Source organism: Rathayibacter sp. VKM Ac-2804 (assembly GCF_009866655.1).
Classification (GTDB): domain Bacteria; phylum Actinomycetota; class Actinomycetes; order Actinomycetales; family Microbacteriaceae; genus Rathayibacter.
The window spans coordinates 2,039,247-2,061,197 of the sequence record NZ_CP047420.1 but is presented as its reverse complement, the minus strand read 5'-3'; the positions used below and the strand labels follow the sequence as shown (position 1 = coordinate 2,061,197).

Genomic DNA, 21,951 nt, shown 5'->3' with positions numbered 1-21,951 from the left:
GGAATCGGCGTCCAGTCTAGCCAGCGGCGCCGGCGCTCCCTCCGCTCAGGCTCCGGGCGGCGGAGTGGGCGACGCGGCGGCCGTGCCGGTGCCGAAGAGGCTCGTGCCGTGCTTCAGCAGCGCCTCGTAGGCGCCCTGGTAGGTGGTCGGCAGGTCGTCGCCGGGCTCGCCGTAGCGGGCGAGGAGCAGGCCCATCAGGCCGACGGCGGGCGGGCTGAGCGGCTTGTCCCTGTTCGCGTTCGCGGGGTGCGGCGGGGTCGCCTCCGGATTCGGCGGCAGGTACTGGGGCACGGTGGTCGGCCAGTCGTCGATCTGCCGCGGGGTGTCGAGCGTGACGACGCCGAAGAGGTCGGGCGCGTCCGCGTCGCGCGCGGTGAGCGGCTCGAGCCCGTGCAGGCGGCTGAGCGTGCGGATCACCGCGCCGTGGTGCATCTCGTCGTGCAGGATCGTGCCCGCGCGGGTGTAAGCGGAGATCGCGATCGCCGGCACGCGGCAGCCGAGGCGGTCGAAGCCGAAGCCCATCTCGCCCTCGCGGCCGTCGCCGGGCGGGGTCGCGGCGGGCGGCGGCACGTGGTCGTAGAGCCCGCCGTGCTCGTCGAAGGTCGCCAGCAGCAGCGTGTTGATCGCGTTCGAGCCGGTCGTCGACGCGCTCTCGCGGATCGCCGAGTAGACCTGGTGCAGCAGCAGCTCCCCCGCGCGGACGTCCGAGAGCGCGCTGTCGTACAGCGGCTGCCCGTCGACCTCGTCCTCGTGCAGGACGCCGGTCGGCGGGTGCATGTCGTTGTGGTCGAAGACGAGGCGCGGCTCGACGAAGGCGTAGTCCGGCAGCTCGCCGTTCTCGACGTCCGCGTAGAACTGCTCCATCGGCGCGAAGTTGGTCCTCCAGTACTTCTCGAGCACCGGGGCGTGCAGGAAGCCGGTGTAGGAGACGACCTGGAGCGCGTCGAAGTAGACCCGCCAGCTCTTCCCGGCGTCCTCGAGGCGGTTGAAGACCGTCGGCGCATCGGCGAGGTCGTCGGCCAGCCACTTCTCGTAGCCGCCGCCGTGCTTGTTGGTGACGAAGCCGTGCGAGGTCGAGGCGTGGAAGAACGAGCGGTTGCAGAAGGTCTGCGAGGGGACGGCGCAGAACCAGTGGTCGAAGACGGCGAACTCGCGGGCCAGGGTCGAGAAGACGGGGAGCATGCCGGCTGAGAAGCCGCCCATGATCGTGCCGTACTCCTCGCGGGTGGGGTCCTCGCCTTTCTTCAGGTGGCGGAGGTTCTGCACGTAGTCCTCGAGGAACCCGCTCATCGTCGGCTCGGAGGTGTCGGCGGGCGCGTTGAAGGGAGCCGTCATCGCGCCGACGGACGCCCCGGCGTTGGACGGCGGGTCGATCGTGCCGAAGAGCTGGGTGTTGACGTGCGGGTACTCCTCGCCCGGGTCGGGATCGGGCTGGCGCATCACCGTGTCGGTCGCGCCCTCGTAGACGTGCGCGGCGACGGTGTCGCCGGCGGCGGTCGTGTTGGAGTGCTCACCGGTCTGCAGGCCCTCGAAGGTCTCACCCGCCGGAGGGCCGTCGGTCGCGTAGAGCTGCCCGAGGATGTTGTCGAAGGAGCGGTTCTCGAACATCACGACGACGACGTGGTCGAAGCCCGGCTCGCTGCGCTCGGGCAGGGGCGACTCGGCCTCGGGGTCGCGACCGGAGGCGACGGCGGCGCCGATCGCTCCTCCGGTGAGGCCGGCCGCGGCGACGGTGCCGGCGACGGCGCTGCCGGCGAGGAAGCGGCGGCGGGAGCGGGAGCGGGGGCCGCGGTCCGGGGAGGTGCCGTCGGTGCCGGTGGTGGTGCCGCCGTCGGTGCCGCTCATGCGCTCCGCCCTTCCCGCGTGTCGCGGATCCGTGCCTGCGGGGAGTGTAGCGACGCGCCCGGGACGGCCGCTCGGAGCAGGGTGAGGGCGTGATCAGCGTCGCCGGGCTCCGCGGGGACGCCCGCCGCAGCGAGGGCGGAGGCGAGAGCCGGACCGATCGAGCGGTCCCGGTTCTCCGGTGCGAACGCCGGCGCGGTGCGCGGGAAGCGCGACAGCGGCCGGGCGGCTCCGGACAGCGACTCGGCGACGGCGAGCACGCCGTCGTCCGCCAGAGCCCGGCGGTCCCCGGCGAAGCGGGCGCGGTGCAGGAGGGCGGGGTCGCCGGACCGAGTGCGGCGCTCAGGCGGTCGCCCGGCCGCGCGCTCGAGGCGACGAGGAGGGCCGGGACGTCCCCGGGGCGATCGGCCCGCCCACGCGCGATGACGAGCAGCAGCACCCGGCGGCCGGCCGACTCCCGGCCCGGACCGCGTCGACGGTCTCGTGCAGCAGCCGCTCGGCGGTGCGCGCGTCCGCGGACCGCGCGGCGCTCGGGTCGTCCGCGGCGGCGAAGTCGGCGGGGTCGACGAGCGAGCGCGGCTCGACCAGGACGACCGGGGAGAGGGAGCCGGCGGCAGCCGCCTCGGTGAGACCGGAGAGCGCGAGGAGCGCCCCTCCTGCGTCCGCGACCGCCGAGGGGTCGCGGTGCGGCCAGTCGGGATCGGCGAGGAGGGTGCTCGAGACGCCCTGGCGGTCGTCGACGACCAGCGACCACGGGGTGCCCGCGTCCCGAGCCGAGTGGAGCAGTGCGCGCAGCGGATCGCGGCCGTCCGCGCGCCAGTGGTCGGCGCGCGCGAACGAGCGCGCGAGCAGGGTGTGCACGGGGAGCATCGCGGGGTCGAAGCGGTCGCCCGGAGTGCCGGGACCGGGGGCGGTCATCACCTCGTCGGTACTGCCGGAGAACTCGGTGCCGCCGGAGAAGCCGGCGCCCGCCTCGCCGTCGACGGAGCCGAGGATCTGACGGCGCGGACGGCCGGCGAAGGAGAGGACGACGAGGTGGTCGATCCGGGCGAGCGCGGCGGCGGCGGCCCGCTCCCGTGCGCTCAGCGGCGCCGTCCGAGCCGCGGCGTCGAGCGCGGTCGAGGCGGCCTCGGCGAGGGAGCGGCGGAGGAACGCCCGCCGCTCCTCGCCGGGGCGGTCAGGCATCCGCGTCGGGGGTCTCCTCGGCGGCGGGCACGTCGGTGACCTCGGCGGCCGGCGCGTCGGCAGCTGCCTCGTCGGTGGCCGCGTCCTCGGGCAGCGCGATCGCCTCGGGTCCCTCGGTCACGAGCAGGTGGAACTCCGCGGCGGTGATGATCCGGACGCCGAGCGCCTCCGCCTTGCCGAGCTTGCTGCCCGCGCCGGGACCGGCGGCGACGTAGTGCGTCTTCTTCGAGACGCTCGAGCCGGCCTTGCCGCCCGCGGCGAGGATCGCCTCCTGCGCCCCCTCGCGGCTGTAGCCCTCGAGCGAGCCGGTCGCGACGACCGTGAGGCCGGCGAGCACGCCGCCCGCCGCGTCGGCCGCACCGGGCCCGGGGTGGCCGGGAGTGGCGAACTGCACACCGGCCTTCGCCCAGCGGTCCACGATCTCGGCGTGCCAGTCGACCTCGAACCAGGCGAGCACCGCGTCGCCGATGATGCCGCCGACGCCGTCGACCGCGGCGAGCTCCTCGCGGCTGGCCGCGCGGATGGCGTCGAGCGAGCCGAAGTGCCCGGCCAGGGCGCGGGCGGCGACGGGACCGACGTGCCGGATGCTGAGCGAGACCAGGAAGCGCCAGAGCGGCGAGGTCTTCGCCTTCTCGATGTTGGCTATCAGCGCGAGACCTGTCGTCGAGGGCACGTACTCGGCGTCACCGCCGAAGACCTCCGCCCCCGGGTCGAACGGTCCGTCGCGCTTCTGCCGCTTGCGCTTGAACGGGCCGACGACCTTCGCCTCGCCGCGGTCGTCGAGCTTCTGCAGGCCAGTCTCGCTGTCGCGGACGACGACCTCGATCGGGAAGACGTCCTCGATCCGCAGCTCGAAGAGGCCCGCCTCGGTGTCGAGCGGCGGCTCCGCGGGCACGAACGGCTGGGTCAGCGCCGCGGCGGTCACCTCGCCGAGCACCTCGATGTCGAGCGCGCCGCGGCTGCCGATGTGCTCCACGCGACCGCGCACCTGCGCGGGGCAGGAGCGGGCGTTCGGGCAGCGCAGATCGACGTCGCCCTCCTTGGCGGGGGCGAGGGTCGTGCCGCACTCGGGGCACTGCGTCGGCATCACGAACTCGCGCTCGCTGCCGTCCCGCAGCTCGACCACGGGGCCGAGCACCTCGGGGATGACGTCGCCGGCCTTGCGCAGCACGACGGTGTCGCCGATGAGCACGCCCTTGGCCTTGACCACGTCGGCGTTGTGCAGCGTCGCCTGGCGCACCTCGGAGCCGGCGACCTTGACCTTCTCCATCTGCGCGAACGGCGTGGCGCGGCCGGTGCGGCCGACGCTGACGACGATGTCGAGGAGCTTGGTGTGCACCTCCTCGGGCGGGTACTTGTAGGCGATCGCCCAGCGCGGGGCGCGGCTGGTGGCGCCGAGCTCGTCGTGCAGCTCCAGCTCGTCGACCTTGACGACGACGCCGTCGATCTCGTGCTCGACCGAGTGGCGCTCGCGCCCGTACTTCTCGACGAAGGCGAGGACGTCGTCGACCGACTCCGACACCCGGTTGTGCGCGCTGACCGGCAGCCCCCACGAGGCGAGGAGTCCGTAGACCTCGGACTGGCTCTGCACCGGCGGGTCGGGCCAGGCGCCGATGCCGTGCACGTAGAGCGCGAGCGAGCCGACCCGCGCCTCGCCGGCGCGCAGGTCGAGACCGGACTTCTTGTCGAGCTGCTGGCGGAGCCCGCCGCTCGCCGCGTTGCGGGGGTTGGCGAAGGTGGGGAAGCGGCGCAGGGCGCTGTCGCGGACCCGCTCCTCGTCGAAGGGCTTGCGGGTGGCGCTCGGCCGGGCCGACCAGCGCTCGCGCGCCTCCTCGACGGCCTCGTCCCGCAGGGTCTCCTGCAGGGCGTTCAGCGCCGCGAACTCGGCGACGGGGATGAAGACCTCGCCGCGGACCTCGACCAGCGCGGGGTGGCCCTCGCCCGCCAGCTGCTGCGGGATGCCGGCCACGCGCAGGGCGTTGACGGTGACGTCCTCGCCGGTGCGCCCGTCGCCGCGGGTCGCGGCCGTGACGAGGCGGCCGTTCTCGTAGTGCAGCGAGATCGCCAGGCCGTCGATCTTGAGCTCGGTCAGCCAGGCGACCGGGCGGGCGGCGGAGGCGACGGTCTTGTCGCACCACTCGCGCAGCTCCTCGGCCGAGAACACGTTGTCGAGCGAGAGCATCCGCTCGGCGTGGTCGATCGGGTCGAGACCGGCGGCGACCACTCCCCCGACGGTCTGCGTCGGCGAGTCCTCACTGGCCAGCTCGGGGTGCGCCGTCTCGAGCTCGGCGAGCTCGCGGACCAGGGCGTCGTACTCGGCGTCCGACAGCGGCGAGGCGTCGGCCGCGTAGTAGTCCTCGCTCGCGGAGCGGATCCGCGCGCGCAGCTCGTCGACGCGCTGCGCCGGATCGAGGTCCGCCGCCGGAGTCGCGCCGGCCTCGGGCGTCGGGGCCATCAGAGCACCGCCCCGCTCGCGGAGGCGCCGACGAGGTCGGCCGCGACCGTGCGGTCGATGGTGCACTGGCCGAGCACGCGGGTGCCGAGGTAGACGACGGCCGTCTGGCCGGGGGCGACGCCGTCGAGCGGCGAGTCGGGAGTGATCACGAGCTCCACCTTTCCATCGACCTCCGACACCACGGCGGTCGCCGGGACCGGGTCGGCGTGCGCGCGGATCTGCACGTCGCAGCGGAACGGCGTCGTCGCGTCCTCGGGCGCCGCACCGGCCCAGGTGAACCGCGAGCCGGCGATCTCGCCGATGCGCAGCGCCTCCCGCGGGCCGACGACGACCTCGTTGGTCTTCGGCCGCACCTCGAGGACGAACCGCGGTCGGCCGTCCGGCGCCGGCACGCCGAGGTGCAGGCCCCGGCGCTGGCCGACGGTGTAGCCGTGCGCTCCCTCGTGCGCCCCGACCACGGCGCCGTCGCGGTCGACGATCGCGCCGGTCTCCGGTGCGACGCGCTCCGAGAGCCAGCCGCGGGTGTCGCCGTCGGGGATGAAGCAGATGTCGTAGCTGTCCGGCTTGTTGGCGACGCTCAAGCCGCGACGGGCCGCCTCCGCCCGGACGACCGCCTTCGACGGCGTCGAGCCGAGCGGGAACATCGAGTGCTCGAGCTGCGCGGTGGTGAGCACCCCGAGGACGTAGGACTGGTCCTTCGCCTCGTCGCTCGCGCGGTGCAGCTCGGGGCTGCCGTCGGCCGCGGTCTCGAGGGAGGCGTAGTGGCCGCTGCAGACGGCGTCGAAGCCGAGGTCGAGCGCCTTCTCCAGCAGCGCGGCGAACTTGATCCGCTCGTTGCAGCGCATGCAGGGGTTGGGGGTGCGGCCGGCGGCGTACTCGGCCACGAAGTCGTCGACGACGTCGAGCTTGAACCGCTCGGAGAAGTCCCACACGTAGTAGGGGATGCCGAGGACGTTCGCTGCGCGCTGGGCGTCCATCGAGTCCTCGATCGTGCAGCAGCCGCGGCTGCCGGTGCGCAGTGTGCCGGGCATCCTGCTCAGCGCGAGATGCACGCCCACCACCTCGTGCCCCGCCTCCACCGCGCGGGCCGCGGCCACCGCCGAGTCCACTCCACCGCTCATCGCCGCAAGAACCTTCACCGTCCGAGTCTACGAGCGGGCGGCGGGCGCGCGGTGTGCGCGATTCGCGGCGGTCCGTCCCCGGTCGCGTCCGGTCTGCAGGCGATCGGGCGCGTTCGGCGCGGACCTGCACGGAGGATCGGGCGACTCGCGCCGGACGCCTGCAGAACGGACCGGCACCTGCAGAACGGACCAGGGCCCGCACAACGGACAGGCGCCGGCATCGCGCCAACGCGGCGTCAGCCGGGCAGCACGACGCGGCTGGACAGGCCGGCCCGGGCGGCGCGCGCGTACGCGTCCGGCAGCGCCGCCAGCAGCGCGTCGACGTCGGCGTCCGTCGTGGTCCAGCCGAGCGTCATCCGGAGCACCCCGCGCGCCTCGTCCTCGCTGCGGCCGAGCGCCAGCACCACGTGCGAGGGCTCGGGGATCCCCGCCGTGCAGGCGGAGCCCGTCGACACCGAGACGCCGGCCATGTCGAGGAGGAAGAGGAGCGAGTCGCCCTGCGCGCCGGGGAAGGCGAGGTGCGCGTTGGTCGCCACCCGCCGGCCGGAGTCGACGGCGGGACCCGTGAGCGTGGCGCCGGGGACCGCCGCCAGGATCCCCGCGACGAGGCGGTCGCGCAGGGCCGCGAGCCGGAGCGCCTCCCCGGGCAGCTCCGCGACCGCCTCCGTCACGGCCGCCGCGAACGCCGCCGCACCGGGGACGTCCTGCGTCCCGGAGCGCACCCCGCGCTGCTGGCCGCCGCCGTGCAGGACCGGCACCACCCGGGCGTCGCGGGCCAGGACGAGCGCGCCGGTCGCGATCGGCGCGCCCACCTTGTGCCCGGAGACGCTGACGGCGACGAGGCCCGCGCCGTCGCGGGAGTCGGAGGTGCGCCGCACCGCCGCGATCTCGAGCGGGACGTGACCGAGCGCCGCGACGGCGTCGAGATGCAGCGGGACGCCGGCGCGGGCGCAGGCCGCGGCCAGCTCGGCGACCGGGGCGATGGTGCCGATCTCGTTGTTCACCCAGAGCGCGCTGACGAGGGCGACCGAGCCGGGGTCCGCGGCGAGCGCCGCCTCGAGCGTCTCGGGCCGCAGGGTCCCCTCGGCGTCGAGCTCGAGCCACTCGATCCGGGCACCCTCGTGGGCGGCCAGCCACTCGACGCTGTCGATGGTCGCGTGGTGCTCGCCTCCCGGCACCAGGATGCGCGTGCGCGCCGGGGACTCCGCGGCGCGCTGCCAGTAGAGGCCCTTCAGCGCCAGGTTGATCGCCTCGGTTCCCCCCGCGGTGAGGATCACCTCGATCGGCTCGCAGCCGAGCGCGAGCGCGACGGCAGAGCGGGCGTCCTCGAGCCGGCGCCGCGCCTCCTGGCCGGAGCCGTGCACCGAGGACGGGTTGCCGGGCTGCGCGGACGCCTCGGCGAAGGCGGCGAGCGCCGAGGCCCGGAGCGGGGTGGTCGCGGCGTGGTCGAGATAGATCATGGCGTCCTCCGTCCCGCGTCCGGGGTGCGGAGGAGGTCTCCGGCCCCTCACTACTGTAGGTCGCATGCAGACACGCGACTCCCTGGCCCGCCTCGGAGTCGTCGTGGACGCGGAGGGCGGCGAGCTGCGGGTCTGGTCGGAGCACGCCACCGCGATCGACCTGCTGCTCTACGACGAGAAGGACTCGAGCTGGGTCACCCGCACCGTCCCGCTGACGCGCGGCGACGACCTCGTCTGGTCCGCCCGGGCGGCGCAGCTGACCGTCGGCCGCCGCTACGCGATCAAGGTCGACGGGCCCTCGGGCGTCCCCGGCCGCTTCGACCCCCGGGTCCCCCTGCTCGAGCCGTACTCCCGCGGACTGCACCGGGTCGCCGAGAACGAGTGGCGCTCGGTCGTCGTGGACGGCGCCTTCGACTGGGGCTCCTCCGCGAAGCCGCGCACGCCGCTGGACCGCACCGTGCTCTACGAGGCGCACGTGAAGGGCCTCACCAAGCTCAACCCGGCGCTGCCCGTCGAGCTGCGCGGCAGCTACGCCGGTCTCGCGCACGAGTCGACCGTCCAGTCGCTCCTCGATCTCGGCGTGACCGCCGTCGAGCTCCTCCCCGTGCACGCCTTCGTCTCGGAGCAGCGCCTGCTGCGCCAGGGGCTCACCAACTACTGGGGCTACAACACCCTCAACTTCTTCAGCCCCCATGCCGCCTACGCCTCGCCCGCCGCTCAGCGCGGGGGCCCGACCGCGGTGCTGCGCGAGTTCAAGGGCATGGTCAAGCTGCTGCACGAGGCCGGGCTCGAGGTGATCCTCGACGTGGTCTACAACCACACCGCCGAGGAGGGGCCGCAGGGTCCGCGCTCGAGCCTGCGCGGGATCGACGACGCGTCCTACTACCGCCAGACCGGCGAGGGCCACTACATCGACGTCACCGGCTGCGGGAACACGATCGACTTCGGCCGTCCCGTCGCGCAGCGCCTGGTGCTCGACTCGCTCCGCTACTGGTCCGAGGAGGTCGGGGTCGACGGCTTCCGCCTCGACCTGGCCGCCACCCTCGGGCGGGACGAGATCGCGCACTTCCAGCGCGACCACCCGCTGCTGCGCGCGGCCGTCGAGGACCCGGCTCTCGCCGACGTCAAGATGATCGCGGAGCCCTGGGACGTCGGCATGGGCGGCTGGCAGACCGGCAACTTCCCGGACGGCTGGTCGGAGTGGAACGACCGCTACCGCGACCGCGCGCGCAACTTCTGGCTCTCGGACATCGACTACGCCCGCCGCGCGGGGACGGCGCCGGTGGGCATCGGCGGCTTCGCGACGCGGCTCTCCGGCTCGTCGAACACCTTCTCGGCCGAGCGCGGGCCGCTCGCGTCCGTCAACTTCGTCACGGCGCACGACGGCTTCACTCTGGCCGACCTGGTCTCGTACAACGTCAAGCACAACATCGGCAACGGCGAGTCGAACCGCGACGGCGCCGACACCAACCGCTCCTTCAACCACGGCTTCGAGGGCCCGACCACCGACGACGGCGTCAACCAGGGCCGACGGAAGGCGATGCGGAACCTGCTCGGGACGCTGCTGCTCTCGGCCGGCATCCCGATGATCACGGCCGGCGACGAGTTCGGCCGCAGTCAGCGCGGCAACAACAACGCCTACTGCCAGGACTCGGACCTCACCTGGCTGCGCTGGGACGGTCGCAGCGACTGGCAGCTCGAGCTCCGCGAGCACGCGCGGACGCTGATCCGGCTGCGCCGCGAGCACCCGGCGCTCCGGCCCTCGCACTACGGGCGCGGCGGAGCGGTCACGCCGGGCGCCACGAGCATGCAGTGGTTCGACGCGCACGGGCGGACGATGTCCGAGCACGACTGGACCTCCGCGGAGAACCGCACGCTGCAGTACCTCGCGGCGTCCACCCCCGAGACGGAGGAGTTCGACCGCGTCCTGCTGATCGTGCACGGCGTCGAGGCGGACACCTCCGTCGTCCTCGCCGAGAGCGAGGGCGTCACCGGCTACACCCGGCTGTGGAGCAGCGAGGAGTCGGTGCCACTCGAGCACGGCGAGTCGTTCGAGCCGGGTCAGGTCGTCCGCGTCGCCGGGACCTCGATGCAGCTGTTCGCCGCGCACGGCCCGCGTCCGGCCGCCGCGAGCCGATGAAGGGCGGACCGGGGACTCCGGCGACGCTCGCGCTCACCGCGGCGGGGATCGCCTTCGTTCCCCGCGAGTACCGGCACGACCCCGGGGCGGCGAGCTACGGCACCGAGGCGGCCGAGGCGCTCGGGGTCGAGCCGGAGCGGGTGTTCAAGACGCTGCTGGTCGACGTCGACGGCGAGCTGGTCGTCGGGATCGTGCCGGTGACCGGGTCGCTGGGGCTCAAGGAGCTCGCGGCGGCGGTCGGCGGCAAGCGGGCGGCGATGGCCGACCCCGCGCTCGCGCAGCGGCGCACCGGCTACGTGCTCGGCGGCATCTCGCCGATCGGGCAGAAGACGCGGCACCGGACGGTGCTCGACGAGACGGCGGAGCTGTACGACACCGTGCTGGTCTCGGGCGGGCGGCGCGGGTTCGACATCGAGCTCGCCCCGGCGGATCTCGTCGCCGCGACGGACGCGACCCTGGCGGACATCGCGCGCTGAGCGGGGCGGGTCTCGATACGCGCTGCGCGCTACTCGACCAGCATGCATCCGAGACGACGCTCCGCGGCCGCTGCACCAGCAGGAACGGGGCCGCTCTTCTCGCTGATCGCGCAGCCCTCGCAGAGGGCTTCCCTGTTGATCGTGCAGCGCCCGCAGAGGGCTTCCATGCTGATCGAGTAGCCCGCGGAGCGGGCGTATCGAGATCCACCGTCATCCGGAGGCCGGGTCTCGATACGCCGCTGCGCGGCTACTCGACCAGCATGAATCCGAACGGACGCTGCGCGGCTACTCGACCAGCAAGGGGGGCGCGTCAGCCGGCGGCCGCGACCAGGCCGAGCTCGGCCGAGCGGGCGAGCAGCGGGTGCCGCGGCACGACGCGCACGGTGTAGCCGAAGGAGCCGCTGCGGTCGAGGACGATCTCGCCCGCGTAGGGCACGCGGCCGACCGCGTCGGCGGGCACGACCGCACCCGATTCCTCCGCCACCTCGAGCTCGTGCAGGCGCACGTCGACGAGCGAGCCGTCCGCGGCGGTGGTGCCGGAGACGACCTGCACGGTGACGTCCTCGGGCGAGAGCTCGCCGAGCCGGACGCCCGCGCGCAGGGCGAGCCGGTCGCCGCGCTGGGGCACCGCGTCGATGCCGCCCGACTCCACGGAGGCGACGGCCACGCCCGGCCAGCCCGCGCGGACCCGCTGCTTCCAGGCCGACAGCTCCTTGGCCGGCTCGAAGTGATCGGCCGCGATCTCGCGCCCGGCCTCGGCGGCGGGGTGGTAGAGCGCCTCGACGTACTGGCGCACCATCCGCTCGGCCGACAGCTCGGGCGAGAGCGTGGCGAGCGTGTGCCGGATCGAGCGCACCCAGCGGCGCGGCACTCCGTCGTGGTCGCGCTCGTAGTAGCGCGGCACGACCTCGCTCTCGAGCAGCTCGTAGAGCGCGTCGGCCTCGAGCGTGTCGCGCGACTCCGGGTCGAGGTCGCGGTCGGAGGACGGGATCGCCCAGCCGTTCTCGCCGTCGAAGTACTCGTTCCACCAGCCGTCGAGGATCGACAGGTTCAGCGAGCCGTTCAGCGCCGCCTTCATCCCGGAGGTGCCGCAGGCCTCGAGCGGGCGCAGCGGGTTGTTCAGCCAGACGTCGGTGCCCGGGTAGAGCAGCTGCGCCATCGCGATGTCGTAGTCGGGCAGGAAGACGATCCGGCGGCGCACGTCGGGCTCCTGCGCGAAGCGGACCAGCTTCTGGATCAGCCGCTTCCCCTCCTCGTCGGCGGGGTGCGACTTGCCGGCGATCACGATCTGGATCGGGTGCTCGGGGTGCGTCAGCAGCGCGCGCAGCCGCTCCGGGTCGTGCAGCATCAGCGTCAGCCGCTTGTAGGTGGGGACCCGCCGGGCGAAGCCGATCGTGAGCACGTCCGGATCGAGCAACTCGTCCAGCCACGCCGGGGTGAGGCCGCCCGGGTTCTGCTCCCGCCAGGAGCGCGCCGCGCGGGTGCGGGCGTCGCGGACCAGCTGCTCCCGCATCGACCGCCGCGCCTGCCAGAGCTCGCCGTCGCTCAGGGCGCCCGAGGCCCAGTCGGCGCGGGTGGTGTCGTCGGTGCCGAGCCGGTCGCGGGCCAGGTCGCGGAGGATCGGATCGGTCCACGTCGCCGCGTGCACGCCGTTGGTCACCGAGCCGATCGGCACCTCCGCCGTGTCGAAGCCCGGCCAGAGACCGGAGAACATCGAGCGGCTCACCTCGCCGTGCAGCTTCGAGACGCCGTTCGAGCGCTGCGCGAGCCGGAGGCCCATGAACGCCATGTTGAAGACGTCGCTCGCACCGCCCGTCGGCGACTCGGAGCCCAGCGCCAGCACGTCCTCGATCTGCACGCCCGGCAGCAGCTCGGTGGTGAAGTACTGCTCGATCATGCCGCGGTCGAAGCGGTCGATCCCCGCCGGCACCGGCGTGTGCGTGGTGAAGACGGTGCTCGCGCGCACGACCTGCAGCGCCTGGTCGAAGTCGAGACCGGAGCCGATCAGACCGGAGATGCGCTCGAGCCCCTGGAAGCCGGCGTGCCCCTCGTTGGTGTGGAACACCTCCGGCAGCGGCGTGCCCGAGACCTCGGCCCACAGCTCCAGCGCGCGCACGCCGCCGATGCCCAGGAGCAGCTCCTGCAGGAGGCGGTGCTCGCCGCCGCCGCCGTAGAGCCGGTCGGTGACGGTGCGCAGGGCGTCCTCGTTCTCGCGGACGTCCGTGTCGAGCAGCAGCAGGGTCACCCGGCCCACTTCGGCCCGCCACACCCGGGCGTACAGCGCGCGCCCGTCGGGCAGGGCCAGCACGATCCGCGCCGCGGAGCCGTCGGCCATCCGCACCATCCGCAGCGGCAGCCCGTCCGGGTCGAGCGAGGGGTAGGACTCGAGCTGCCAGCCGTCGGCGGAGAGGCCCTGGGCGAAGTAGCCCGAGCGGTAGAAGAGGCCGACGCCGGTCAGCGGGACGCCGAGGTCCGAGGAGGCCTTGAGGTGGTCGCCCGCGAGGATGCCCAGGCCGCCGGAGTACTGCGGGAGCGCGGCGGCGATGCCGAACTCCGGCGAGAAGTAGGCGATCGAGCGCGGTGCCGACTCCGGCAGCGACTGGTACCAGCGCGGCTCCGTGCGGTAGCGCTCGAGCTCGTCGCGCAGGCGCCAGGCGTCGTCGACGAAGCCCTGGTCGCGGGCGAGCTCGGCGAGGCGCTCGGGGGCGATCGCGCCGAGGAGGGCGGTCGGGTCCCCGGTGCCGCTGCGCCACAGCTCCGGATCGGCCCGCTCGAACAGGCGCCGGGTCGGCTCGTGCCAGGCCCAGCGCAGATTGCCCGCCAGCTCGCCGAGCGCGGACAGCTCGGGCGGCAGGACGGATCGGACGGTGAAGCGGCGGATGGCCTTCACGGCACTCCTCGACTCTCTGCTCATGCGACGACCGGTGGAGACGACGACCGGCGGACCCCGGCGAGCGGCGGATTCCGGCGCCGGCGGACCCCGGCGAGCACCCCCTGCGGACAGCCGCGGCGCTCGCGCTCGCACACTGTAGCGGAGTGCCCGCGGGCGCCGTCGGCCGTGGCGCGGGCCCTTTTGCACAGCGGCGCGGGCCTTCGCAACCGGCGTGCCAAAGGCACCGCCGGTCGCTACTGTCGTGACGTGGCTCAGACACCTTTCGGCAAGGCTCCGCACGGCAAGGACGCACGACGAGCGGCTCGGGGAGGTGCCGCCGGGGAGGAGACTCCCGCGGCGCCGACTCCCCCGGCAGCGGACTCGGCAGCACCTGTCGCGGAGGATCGACTCGAGGCCGCTCCGGCCTCGGCGGCGCAGGCGCCCGTGGCACCGGGGACGGCCGACGCGGCCACGTCTCCCGAGACCGCGGCCGAGACCGCCGAGCAGACCGCCCCGCGCGGCTCCGGCTACCGGGTGCGCGCCGAGCGCATCCCGATCATCGACCCGCAGCCGCGGCTCGAGGACGACCGCTGGCCCGCGAAGGCCTTCGTCGGCGAGGTCGTCCCGTTCGCCGCGACGGCGTTCCGCGAGGGGCACGACCTGATCGGGGTCGACCTGCTGCTCACCTCACCCGCGGGCGCCGAGTCCGAGCACCGGATGGCGCTGATCGCGACCGGCACCGACCGCTACGGGCGCCTCGTCCTCCTCGACGACGAGGGCGACTGGACGTACCGCATCCGCGCGTTCGCCGACGACTGGGCGACCTGGCTGCACACCGCCGAGGTCAAGATCCCGGCCGGCCTCGACATCGACGTCACCTTCGCGATCGGCGAGGGCCTCCTCCGCACCGCGGCCGGGGACGACGCCCGCTCCGAGGCCGAGCGCTCCCTCCTCTCCGACGCCGCCGCCACCGTGGCGGACGAGTCGCTCTCCCCCGAGGCGCGCCTCGCCGCCGCCGAGGACGCCGCCGTGCACGGCGCCTTCACCGCGCGCCCCGTGATGAGCCTCGCGAGCGTCTCGGACCCGCGCACCGTGCACGTCGAGCGCACCCGCGCCGGCGTCGGCGCCTGGTACGAGTTCTTCCCGCGCTCCGAGGGCGCCGTGCGGCACGAGGACGGCAGCGTCACCTCCGGCTCCTTCCGCACCGCGATCGACCGCCTCCCCGCCGTCGCGGCGATGGGCTTCGACGTGCTCTACCTGCCGCCGATCCACCCGATCGGCCGGAACTTCCGCAAGGGCCCGAACAACACGCTCGACGCCGGCCCGGACGACCCCGGCTCGCCGTGGGCGATCGGCGCCCCCGAGGGCGGGCACGACGCGATCCACCCGGACCTCGGCACGGTCGAGGACTTCACCGCGTTCCACGACGCGGTCACCGCGGCCGGCCTCGAGCTCGCGCTCGACTTCGCGCTGCAGGCCTCGCCCGACCACCCCTGGGTGACGAGCCACCCGGAGTGGTTCACGACGCTCCCCGACGGCTCGATCGCCTACGCCGAGAACCCGCCGAAGAAGTACCAGGACATCTATCCGATCAACTTCGACAACGACCCGCAGGGCATCCGCCAGGAGGCGCTCCGCGTCCTGCGGTACTGGATCTCGCTCGGCGTGAAGATCTTCCGCGTCGACAACCCGCACACCAAGCCGCTCGACTTCTGGGAGTGGATCATCCACGAGGTCAACGCCGAGAACCCCGAGGTCGTCTTCCTCGCGGAGGCGTTCACCCGTCCGGCGATCATGCGGGCGCTCGGCAAGGTCGGCTTCCAGCAGTCGTACTCGTACTTCACCTGGCGCAACACCAAGGAGGAGCTCGAGGAGTTCTTCACGAGCATCTCGCACGAGACGGCCGACTACATGCGGCCGAACCTCTTCGTGAACACGCCGGACATCCTCACCGAGTACCTCCAGTACGGCGGGCGCTCGGCCTACAAGGTCCGCGCCGCACTCGCCGCGACGGCCTCGCCGCTGTGGGGCGTCTACGCCGGCTACGAGCTGATCGAGAACGTCGCGCGCCCGGGCGCCGAGGAGAACATCGACAACGAGAAGTTCGAGTACAAGACGCGCGACTGGGCCGCGGCCGACGCCGACGGGACCACGATCGCGCCGTACATCGCCCGGCTCAACGAGATCCGCCGGGCGCACCCCGCGCTCGCCCAGCGCCGCAACCTGCAGGTGCACGGCAGCGACGACGACGCGATCCTCGTCTACTCCAAGCACCTGGACCGCGCCTTCACCGGCACCGGTGCGGACGACACCCTCCTGGTCGTCGTCAACACCGACCCGCACTCGGCGCGCGAGACCACGGTGCACATCGACCTGCCGTCCCTCGGCCTGGACTGGAGCTCGACCTACGAGGTCGAGGACCTGATCACCGGTGCCGTCTGGACCTGGGGCAGCGACAACTACGTGCGGCTCGACTCCTTCGTCGAGCCCGTGCACATCCTGAGCGTGAAGGCGGACGGACGATGACGGTTCCCGAGAACGACGGCACGAACCCGGCCGAGAGCACGGACACGACGGGTCCCGCGCAGGGCGCCGTCCCCGCGGAGGCCGGCAGCCCGGCCGAGGCGGCGGACATCGAGCCGCGCACGGAGACGGTCCTCACCACGGGCACGAGCTCGGCGACGACCACCGGCGCGCACGTCGCGCAGCCCGCGGCCGAGGAGACGTCCGCCGCGCCCGAGCGGCTCACCCCGCCCGAGCCCGTCGCACCGCCGGAGCCGCTCCTGCCGCCCGAGCCCACCACGGCGTCCGCGATCCCCGAGCCGCTCACGCCGCCGGAGCCGATCGCAGCGCCCGCCGGCCCCGAGCCGCTCACTCCGCCGGAGCCGACCGTTCCGGCCGACGACTCCCCCGCCGCCGCAGCGCCGGACTCCGACGTCGACGCGCTGCCCGCGTTCCCGGAGTGGGTCCTCCAGCAGCTCGCGACCGGCAGCAACGCGCTCCCGCACGACGTCCTGGGCCAGCACCCGCTGCCCGGGGGCGGCGAGGTGGTGCGCATCCGCCGCCCGCTCGCCGACGCCGTCACGGCCGTCCTGGCCGGCGGTGTCCGGGTCGAGCTCGAGCACCTGCACGACGGGATCTGGCAGGGCGTCCACGACGAGGACCCGCAGGCCTACACCGTCGAGGCGCACTACGGCGACGGCTCCACCTGGACCGCCGAGGACCCGTACCGGTTCTCGAAGACGGTCGGCGACTTCGACCTCTACCTGATCGGCGAGGGCCGGCACGAGCGGCTCTGGGAGGCGCTCGGCGCGCGGCACCGCGAGCACGAGGGCGTCTGGGGCACCTCCTTCGCCGTCTGGGCACCGCACGCCCAGGCCGTCCGCGTCGTCGGCGACTTCAACGACTGGAGCGGCGAGGGCCACGCCCTGCGCAACCTCGGCGTCAACGGCGTCTGGGAGATCTTCGTGCCCGGCATCGAGCCCGGCGCGCCCTACAAGTTCGACCTGCTCTCGCGCGACGGACGATGGGTCCGCAAGGCCGACCCGATGGCCCGTGCGACGGAGGTGCCGCCGGCGACCGCCTCGCGCGTCCCCGTCTCGCACCACGAGTGGAGCGACGCCGACTGGATGGAGCAGCGCGCGAGCGTCGACCCGCACACCCAGCCGATCAGCGTCTACGAGATGCACCTCGGCTCCTGGAAGCCCGGTCTCGGCTACCGCGACCTCGCGGATCCGCTGATCGAGTACGTCACCACGCTCGGCTTCACCCACGTCGAGTTCATGCCGCTCGCGGAGCACCCGTTCGGCGGCTCCTGGGGCTACCAGGTCACCGGCTACTACGCCGCGTCCAGCCGCTTCGGCACCGCCGACGACCTCAAGTACCTGATCGACCGGCTGCACCAGGCCGGGATCGGCGTGCTCGTCGACTGGGTGCCCGGGCACTTCCCGAAGGACGACTTCGCCCTCGCCCGCTTCGACGGCGAGCCCCTCTACGAGCACCCCGACTGGCGCCGCGGCGAGCAGATGGACTGGGGGACCTACGTCTTCGACTTCGGGCACACCCAGGTCCGCAACTTCCTCGTGGCCAACGCGCTGTTCTGGCTCGAGGAGTTCCACGTCGACGGCCTCCGGGTCGACGCCGTGGCCTCGATGCTCTACCTCGACTACTCCCGCAAGGAGGGCGAGTGGCTGCCGAACGAGCACGGCGGCCGGGAGAACCTCGAGGCGATCAGCTTCCTCCAGGAGGTGAACGCCACCGCCTACAAGCTCTACCCCGGCATCATGATGATCGCCGAGGAGTCCACCAGCTGGCCCGGCGTCACCCAGCCCACCGTCTCCGGCGGGCTGGGCTTCGGGCTCAAGTGGAACATGGGCTGGATGAACGACTCGCTGCGCTACATGGCGAACGACCCGCTCTGGCGCCAGTACCACCTGGGCGAGATCACCTTCTCCTTCGTCTACGCGTTCAGCGAGCAGTTCGTCCTGCCGATCAGCCACGACGAGGTCGTGCACGGCAAGGGCTCGCTGATCCAGAAGATGCCGGGCGACCACTGGCAGCAGCTGGCGAACGTCCGCGCCTACCTGGCGTTCATGTGGGCGCACCCCGGCAAGCAGCTGCTCTTCATGGGCCAGGAGTTCGGGCAGTACTCGGAGTGGTCCGAGGAGCGCGGCCTCGACTGGTGGATCCTCGACCAGCCCAGCCACCGCGGGCTGTGGAGCCTCGTCGGCGAGCTGAACCGGCTCTACCGCGAGGTCCCCTCGCTGAACGAGCTCGACAACGACCAGGCCGGCTTCGAGTGGATCGACGGGGGCGCCGCGGCGCCGAACGTCATCTCGTTCCTCCGCAAGGACAAGGCGGGCCGCTCCGTCGCGGTGATCGTCAACTTCTCGGGCTCGCCGGTGCACGGCTACCGCGTCGGCCTCCCCGAGGCCGGCCGCTGGGAGGAGCTGCTCAACACGGACGCCGAGATCTACGGCGGCTCGGGCGTCGGCAACTTCGGTGCCGTCGAGGCCCGCGACGAGCCGTGGGCGGGGCGCCCCGCCTCGGCCGAGCTGATCCTGCCCCCGCTCGGAGCGCTCTTCCTGCGCCACATCGGCTGACCGCAGCCCGACCCGCACGACGGCGGGCGGAGCGGACGCTCGCGCGTCCGACCCGCCCGTCGTCGTTCACCCGGCAGCCCGCGCCCGCGTCGCCGGACTTGCCGAGCCTCGCGCAGCCACTCAGTGGCGACCGTGGTGCGTCGGCGCGTGCGGTCGGGAGGGCTGAGGTCGCATCGGCGCTCGTTCCTGCGAGGGGGCCGCCGGATGAGCCTTCCCGGCGCTCGACCCCTCACCGGCGACCGGTGGCTTCTCGGCCTCCGGAGCGACGACCGGTGGCTTCTCGGCCTCCGGAGCGACGCCTGCAGCCGGATCCCTGCTCGAGCTCGGTCCCTCGACGGCGACCGGAGCCTTCTCGCCCTCTGCACGGCCCGCGGCCGGAACAGTGTTCCGGTTCTCCTCCTTCGCGGTCACCTCGCAGAGGACGCACTCCTGGGCAGAGGAGGTCGCGGCGGGAGGTCCCGCGAGGGGAATGCTCTTCCCCGCCCAGACGTCCTCGAGGGACCGCTCGAGGCGGAGGTTCGCCGACTCGAGGGGATGGAGAAGATCCTCCGTCCCGAGTGGCCCGCGCACCTCGAACACTCCGACCGAGCTGATCGCCGCGCCGGTACCGATCACTCGCCTCATCGCGGTGTACTCGCTGCGTGTGGGGAGGTTCAGTGCCGCAGCCACCCTGACCTCGGTGGGATGCTGCGTCACCAGCCGGTCGATGGCCTGCTTGCGGCGAGCCAGAGCCTCCTGCTCGTGAGGCGGAGCGTCCTTCGCAGTCCACTCATCGAACTCTGCACGGTCGAGTGCCCCCGCCAGGTAGGGATTGGCCACGCGCTCGAAGTCCGACGCCTCGAACTCCCCGTCGCTGCCCTCGCCGCCTGCGAGGCCGGCGTGCTTCACCGCCTCGAGGCCCCGAGCGCCACCGGTCGTCACCAGCTCCGAGACCCTGATCGAGAGGTCCCGCTCGGCTTCCGTCGTTCCCGGCGAGCGCAGGTCTCCGGATCGCAGCGGTGTGGCGACGACCGCCTCGGTGCTGCGGTCGATGTTCGCGCCGGCGAGGGACTGCACGGAGTGGTAGAGCTCGTGGGCGAAGACGACCGTCGGCGAGAACAGGCGGATCTCGCCCGTCTGGGAGTCGAAGTAGGACAGGGCGCGGTCGGGGTCGAAGTGCAGGACGCTGTCGGAGCCCCCGCCGCCGACGGCCTCGTCCCTGTTCAGCGCCACCGATACCCACCGGGCGGCCGGCGCGATCAGGACCCGCACGCTGGACAGGTTGCCGTCGCTGTCCAGGAACCGATTGCCGTTCGCCTTCTTCGCCCCCAGCAGATCCGGGACGGCCTCCACGAGACTCCTCGCGGGCTCCGTCGACCGCAGCTGGTCGATCATCGACCGCACGAGCCAGTAGGTGCGCAGTCCCGCCTGCGGCGACTCCGTCTGTCCGCCCTCGGGAGGCCGGGCGGCGACCGCGATTCCGGGTGCCACCTCCCAGGACTCGTAGACGGAGCCGGTGATCGGATCCTTCACGAGCATGAACGAGGACGGCCGCAGCAGGTCACCGCCGGGCATCGCCGCAGCACCGCTCGCGGTGAAGAGCGCGCTGAAGCCGACGAGCGCCGCGACGACGACGCTCGGAAGGAGCATCGCGCCACGGCTCCTGACGGAGGATCGAGAGTAGGTGGTCGCTTCGGGGCGGCGTCGGATCAGGGCTGGGAGCAGAGGCACGGCAGCACAGTACTGAGCACCGGATCGGCGCTCACGGGCGTGGCGCGGAATCGACGCCCGGCCCGGCAGCCGCCCGTCAGGAGGAGCTGCTCGACACCGACGCCGAGATCCACGGCGGCTCGGGGGTCCCCAGCGGGAGATCGAACTCTCGCGAGGCCGACAAGTGTTGCACAGGACGGAGAGCACGGGCTAGCGTCGAACTAGAGATCGTTCTCCCGCTCGCCCGCGGGGCACCACGCGACTCCCCGATGAAGAGGACTCCCCCGTGAGAAGAAGAATCCTGACCGCGGCCGCCGCGGTCGCCACCGTCGCCCTCGCCCTGACCGGCTGCTCCTCGAGCGGCGGCGGCGGCGCGTCCGACGATCCGAACGCCGAGGTCCAGTTCTGGTCCTTCACCGGCATCCAGGCGAAGGACAACGTCAGCGAGTACCTGGCCAAGAAGCCCGACGCGAAGGTCAAGCTGACCGAGGTCGGCTCCTCGCAGGAGACCGCCACCGCCCTGACCGCCGCGCTCGCGGGCGGCAAGGTGCCCGACCTCGTCATGATCCAGGGCGACGACCTGCCGCGCTTCGTCGAGAACAGCGCCAACTTCCTCGACCTGCGCACCCTCGGCGGCGACGACCTCGACGCCTCCTACCTGGGCTGGGCCGCCGACGCGGGCACCGCCCAGGACGGCTCGGTCGTCGGCATCCCGACCGACGTCGGCGGCCTGAGCTTCGCCTACCGCGCCGATCTGTTCGAGCAGGCCGGGCTGCCGACCGATCCCGCCGAGGTCGCCGCGCTCTGGAGCGACTGGGACGGCTTCCTCGCGACCGGCGAGAAGTACACCGCCGCGACCGGCAAGCCCTTCGTCGACAACGTGGAGACCAGCGTCTTCTACTCCACCATCAACCAGGTGACCGAGAAGTACTACTCCTCCGACGGCGAGCTCGTCTACGACACCAACCCGCAGGTCGAGGACGCCTTCGACACCGCCGTGCAGGCGCACGACGCCGGCATCAGCGCCGGCATCGCCGCGTTCTCGTCGGGCTGGGGCCCCGGGCGCGCGAACGGCGCCTTCGCGGTGACCGTCGCTCCCTCGTGGATCCTGCAGGGCATCAAGACAGACGCCCCCGACACCGCCGGGAACTGGCGGGTCACCACCGTCCCCGGTGTCGGCGGCAACTGGGGCGGCAGCGTCATCGCGATCCCCGCTCGCGCCGAGCACCCCGAGGCGGCCTGGCAGTACATCGAGACGATGATGTCGGCCGAGGGCCAGGAGGACCACTTCGCCACGTCGGGCACCTTCCCGGCGGCGACGGAGGCCCTCGAGAGCGAGAGCGTCCGTGCCTACACGGACCCGTTCTTCGGCGACTCGAAGATCGGCGACGTCATCGCCACGTCCGTCGAGCAGTTCCCGTCCTTCGTCAACGGACCCGACACCGGCGTGATCGGCGCGGCGCTCTCCGGCGCGCTGGTCGAGCTGGAGTCCGGGAACGTGACCTCCGAGGACGCCTTCTCCTCCGGACTCGACAGCGCACGCCAGGCCGTCGGCGGTTGACGCTCCGCTGCGAACGACGACGCCCCCGAGCCCTCGCGGCCCGGGGGC

12 protein-coding genes are annotated in these 21,951 nt (G+C 73.2%); 5 read left to right on the top strand and 7 right to left on the bottom strand.

What is annotated here, in order from left to right:
* Positions 1-45: 45 nt before the first annotated feature.
* From GTU73_RS09725 to GTU73_RS09705, 5 genes are all read right to left on the bottom strand, one after another.
* Positions 46-1,845 (bottom strand): alkaline phosphatase family protein, encoded by a 1,800-nt coding sequence (locus GTU73_RS09725; RefSeq protein ID WP_160089000.1) that lies wholly within the window; start codon positions 1,843-1,845, stop codon positions 46-48.
* A 339-nt stretch (positions 1,846-2,184) separates the two neighbouring features.
* The gene (locus GTU73_RS09720; RefSeq protein WP_160088998.1) at positions 2,185-3,027 is read right to left on the bottom strand and encodes a hypothetical protein; all 843 of its coding nucleotides are present in this window, start codon (positions 3,025-3,027) and stop codon (positions 2,185-2,187) included.
* Positions 3,020-5,482: an NAD-dependent DNA ligase LigA gene (gene ligA / locus GTU73_RS09715; RefSeq protein WP_160088996.1), complete on the bottom strand. Its 2,463-nt coding sequence runs from the start codon at positions 5,480-5,482 to the stop codon at positions 3,020-3,022. The genes GTU73_RS09720 and ligA overlap by 8 nt, the downstream gene beginning before the upstream one ends.
* A complete protein-coding gene (mnmA, locus tag GTU73_RS09710) occupies positions 5,482-6,621 on the bottom strand; it encodes a tRNA 2-thiouridine(34) synthase MnmA (protein ID WP_208543652.1) in 1,140 nt (379 codons plus the stop codon). The genes ligA and mnmA overlap by 1 nt, the downstream gene beginning before the upstream one ends.
* Positions 6,622-6,839: 218 nt before the next feature.
* The gene (locus GTU73_RS09705) at positions 6,840-8,063 is read right to left on the bottom strand and encodes a cysteine desulfurase family protein (RefSeq protein WP_160088994.1); all 1,224 of its coding nucleotides are present in this window, start codon (positions 8,061-8,063) and stop codon (positions 6,840-6,842) included.
* A gap of 64 nt (positions 8,064-8,127) precedes the next feature.
* Here GTU73_RS09705 and glgX point away from each other — a divergent pair, with 64 nt between their 5' ends.
* Positions 8,128-10,203 (top strand): glycogen debranching protein GlgX, encoded by a 2,076-nt coding sequence (gene glgX / locus GTU73_RS09700; RefSeq protein ID WP_160088991.1) that lies wholly within the window; start codon positions 8,128-8,130, stop codon positions 10,201-10,203.
* A complete protein-coding gene (gene ybaK / locus GTU73_RS09695) occupies positions 10,200-10,679 on the top strand; it encodes a Cys-tRNA(Pro) deacylase (RefSeq protein WP_160088989.1) in 480 nt (159 codons plus the stop codon). Before glgX ends, ybaK begins: the two co-directional genes overlap by 4 nt.
* Positions 10,680-10,989: 310 nt before the next feature.
* Here ybaK and glgP read toward each other — a convergent pair whose 3' ends face one another.
* Positions 10,990-13,569: an alpha-glucan family phosphorylase gene (glgP, locus tag GTU73_RS09690; RefSeq protein WP_160088987.1), complete on the bottom strand. Its 2,580-nt coding sequence runs from the start codon at positions 13,567-13,569 to the stop codon at positions 10,990-10,992.
* A 537-nt stretch (positions 13,570-14,106) separates the two neighbouring features.
* On the opposite strand from glgP, the gene GTU73_RS09685 reads away from it, so the two are divergent.
* Both GTU73_RS09685 and glgB read left to right on the top strand, forming a co-directional pair.
* Positions 14,107-16,077: an alpha-1,4-glucan--maltose-1-phosphate maltosyltransferase gene (locus GTU73_RS09685; protein WP_244231839.1), complete on the top strand. Its 1,971-nt coding sequence runs from the start codon at positions 14,107-14,109 to the stop codon at positions 16,075-16,077.
* Positions 16,074-18,653 (top strand): 1,4-alpha-glucan branching protein GlgB, encoded by a 2,580-nt coding sequence (gene glgB, locus GTU73_RS09680; protein ID WP_208543759.1) that lies wholly within the window; start codon positions 16,074-16,076, stop codon positions 18,651-18,653. The genes GTU73_RS09685 and glgB overlap by 4 nt, the downstream gene beginning before the upstream one ends.
* 120 nt (positions 18,654-18,773) lie before the next feature.
* On the opposite strand, the gene GTU73_RS09675 is transcribed toward glgB, so the two are convergent.
* Positions 18,774-20,282 (bottom strand): hypothetical protein, encoded by a 1,509-nt coding sequence (locus GTU73_RS09675; RefSeq protein WP_160088983.1) that lies wholly within the window; start codon positions 20,280-20,282, stop codon positions 18,774-18,776.
* Between the two features lie 346 nt (positions 20,283-20,628).
* Between GTU73_RS09675 and GTU73_RS09670 the strand changes: the two genes are divergently transcribed.
* Entirely contained in the window at positions 20,629-21,903 is a 1,275-nt protein-coding gene (locus GTU73_RS09670; RefSeq protein ID WP_160088981.1) for an extracellular solute-binding protein, read from the top strand.
* Positions 21,904-21,951 lie beyond the last annotated feature (48 nt).

What these genes read in the sequence shown, in the direction of transcription:
- GTU73_RS09725 (WP_160089000.1), bottom strand. Translation starts at nt 1,845, where the DNA reads ATGAGCGGCACCGACGGCGGCACCACCACCGGCACCGACGGCACCTCC.
- GTU73_RS09720 (WP_160088998.1), bottom strand. Translation starts at nt 3,027, where the DNA reads ATGCCTGACCGCCCCGGCGAGGAGCGGCGGGCGTTCCTCCGCCGCTCC.
- ligA (WP_160088996.1), bottom strand. Translation starts at nt 5,482, where the DNA reads ATGGCCCCGACGCCCGAGGCCGGCGCGACTCCGGCGGCGGACCTCGAT.
- GTU73_RS09705 (WP_160088994.1), bottom strand. Translation starts at nt 8,063, where the DNA reads ATGATCTATCTCGACCACGCCGCGACCACCCCGCTCCGGGCCTCGGCG.
- glgX (WP_160088991.1), top strand. Translation starts at nt 8,128, where the DNA reads ATGCAGACACGCGACTCCCTGGCCCGCCTCGGAGTCGTCGTGGACGCG.
- ybaK (WP_160088989.1), top strand. Translation starts at nt 10,200, where the DNA reads ATGAAGGGCGGACCGGGGACTCCGGCGACGCTCGCGCTCACCGCGGCG.
- glgB (WP_208543759.1), top strand. Translation starts at nt 16,074, where the DNA reads ATGACGGTTCCCGAGAACGACGGCACGAACCCGGCCGAGAGCACGGAC.
- GTU73_RS09675 (WP_160088983.1), bottom strand. Translation starts at nt 20,282, where the DNA reads ATGCTCCTTCCGAGCGTCGTCGTCGCGGCGCTCGTCGGCTTCAGCGCG.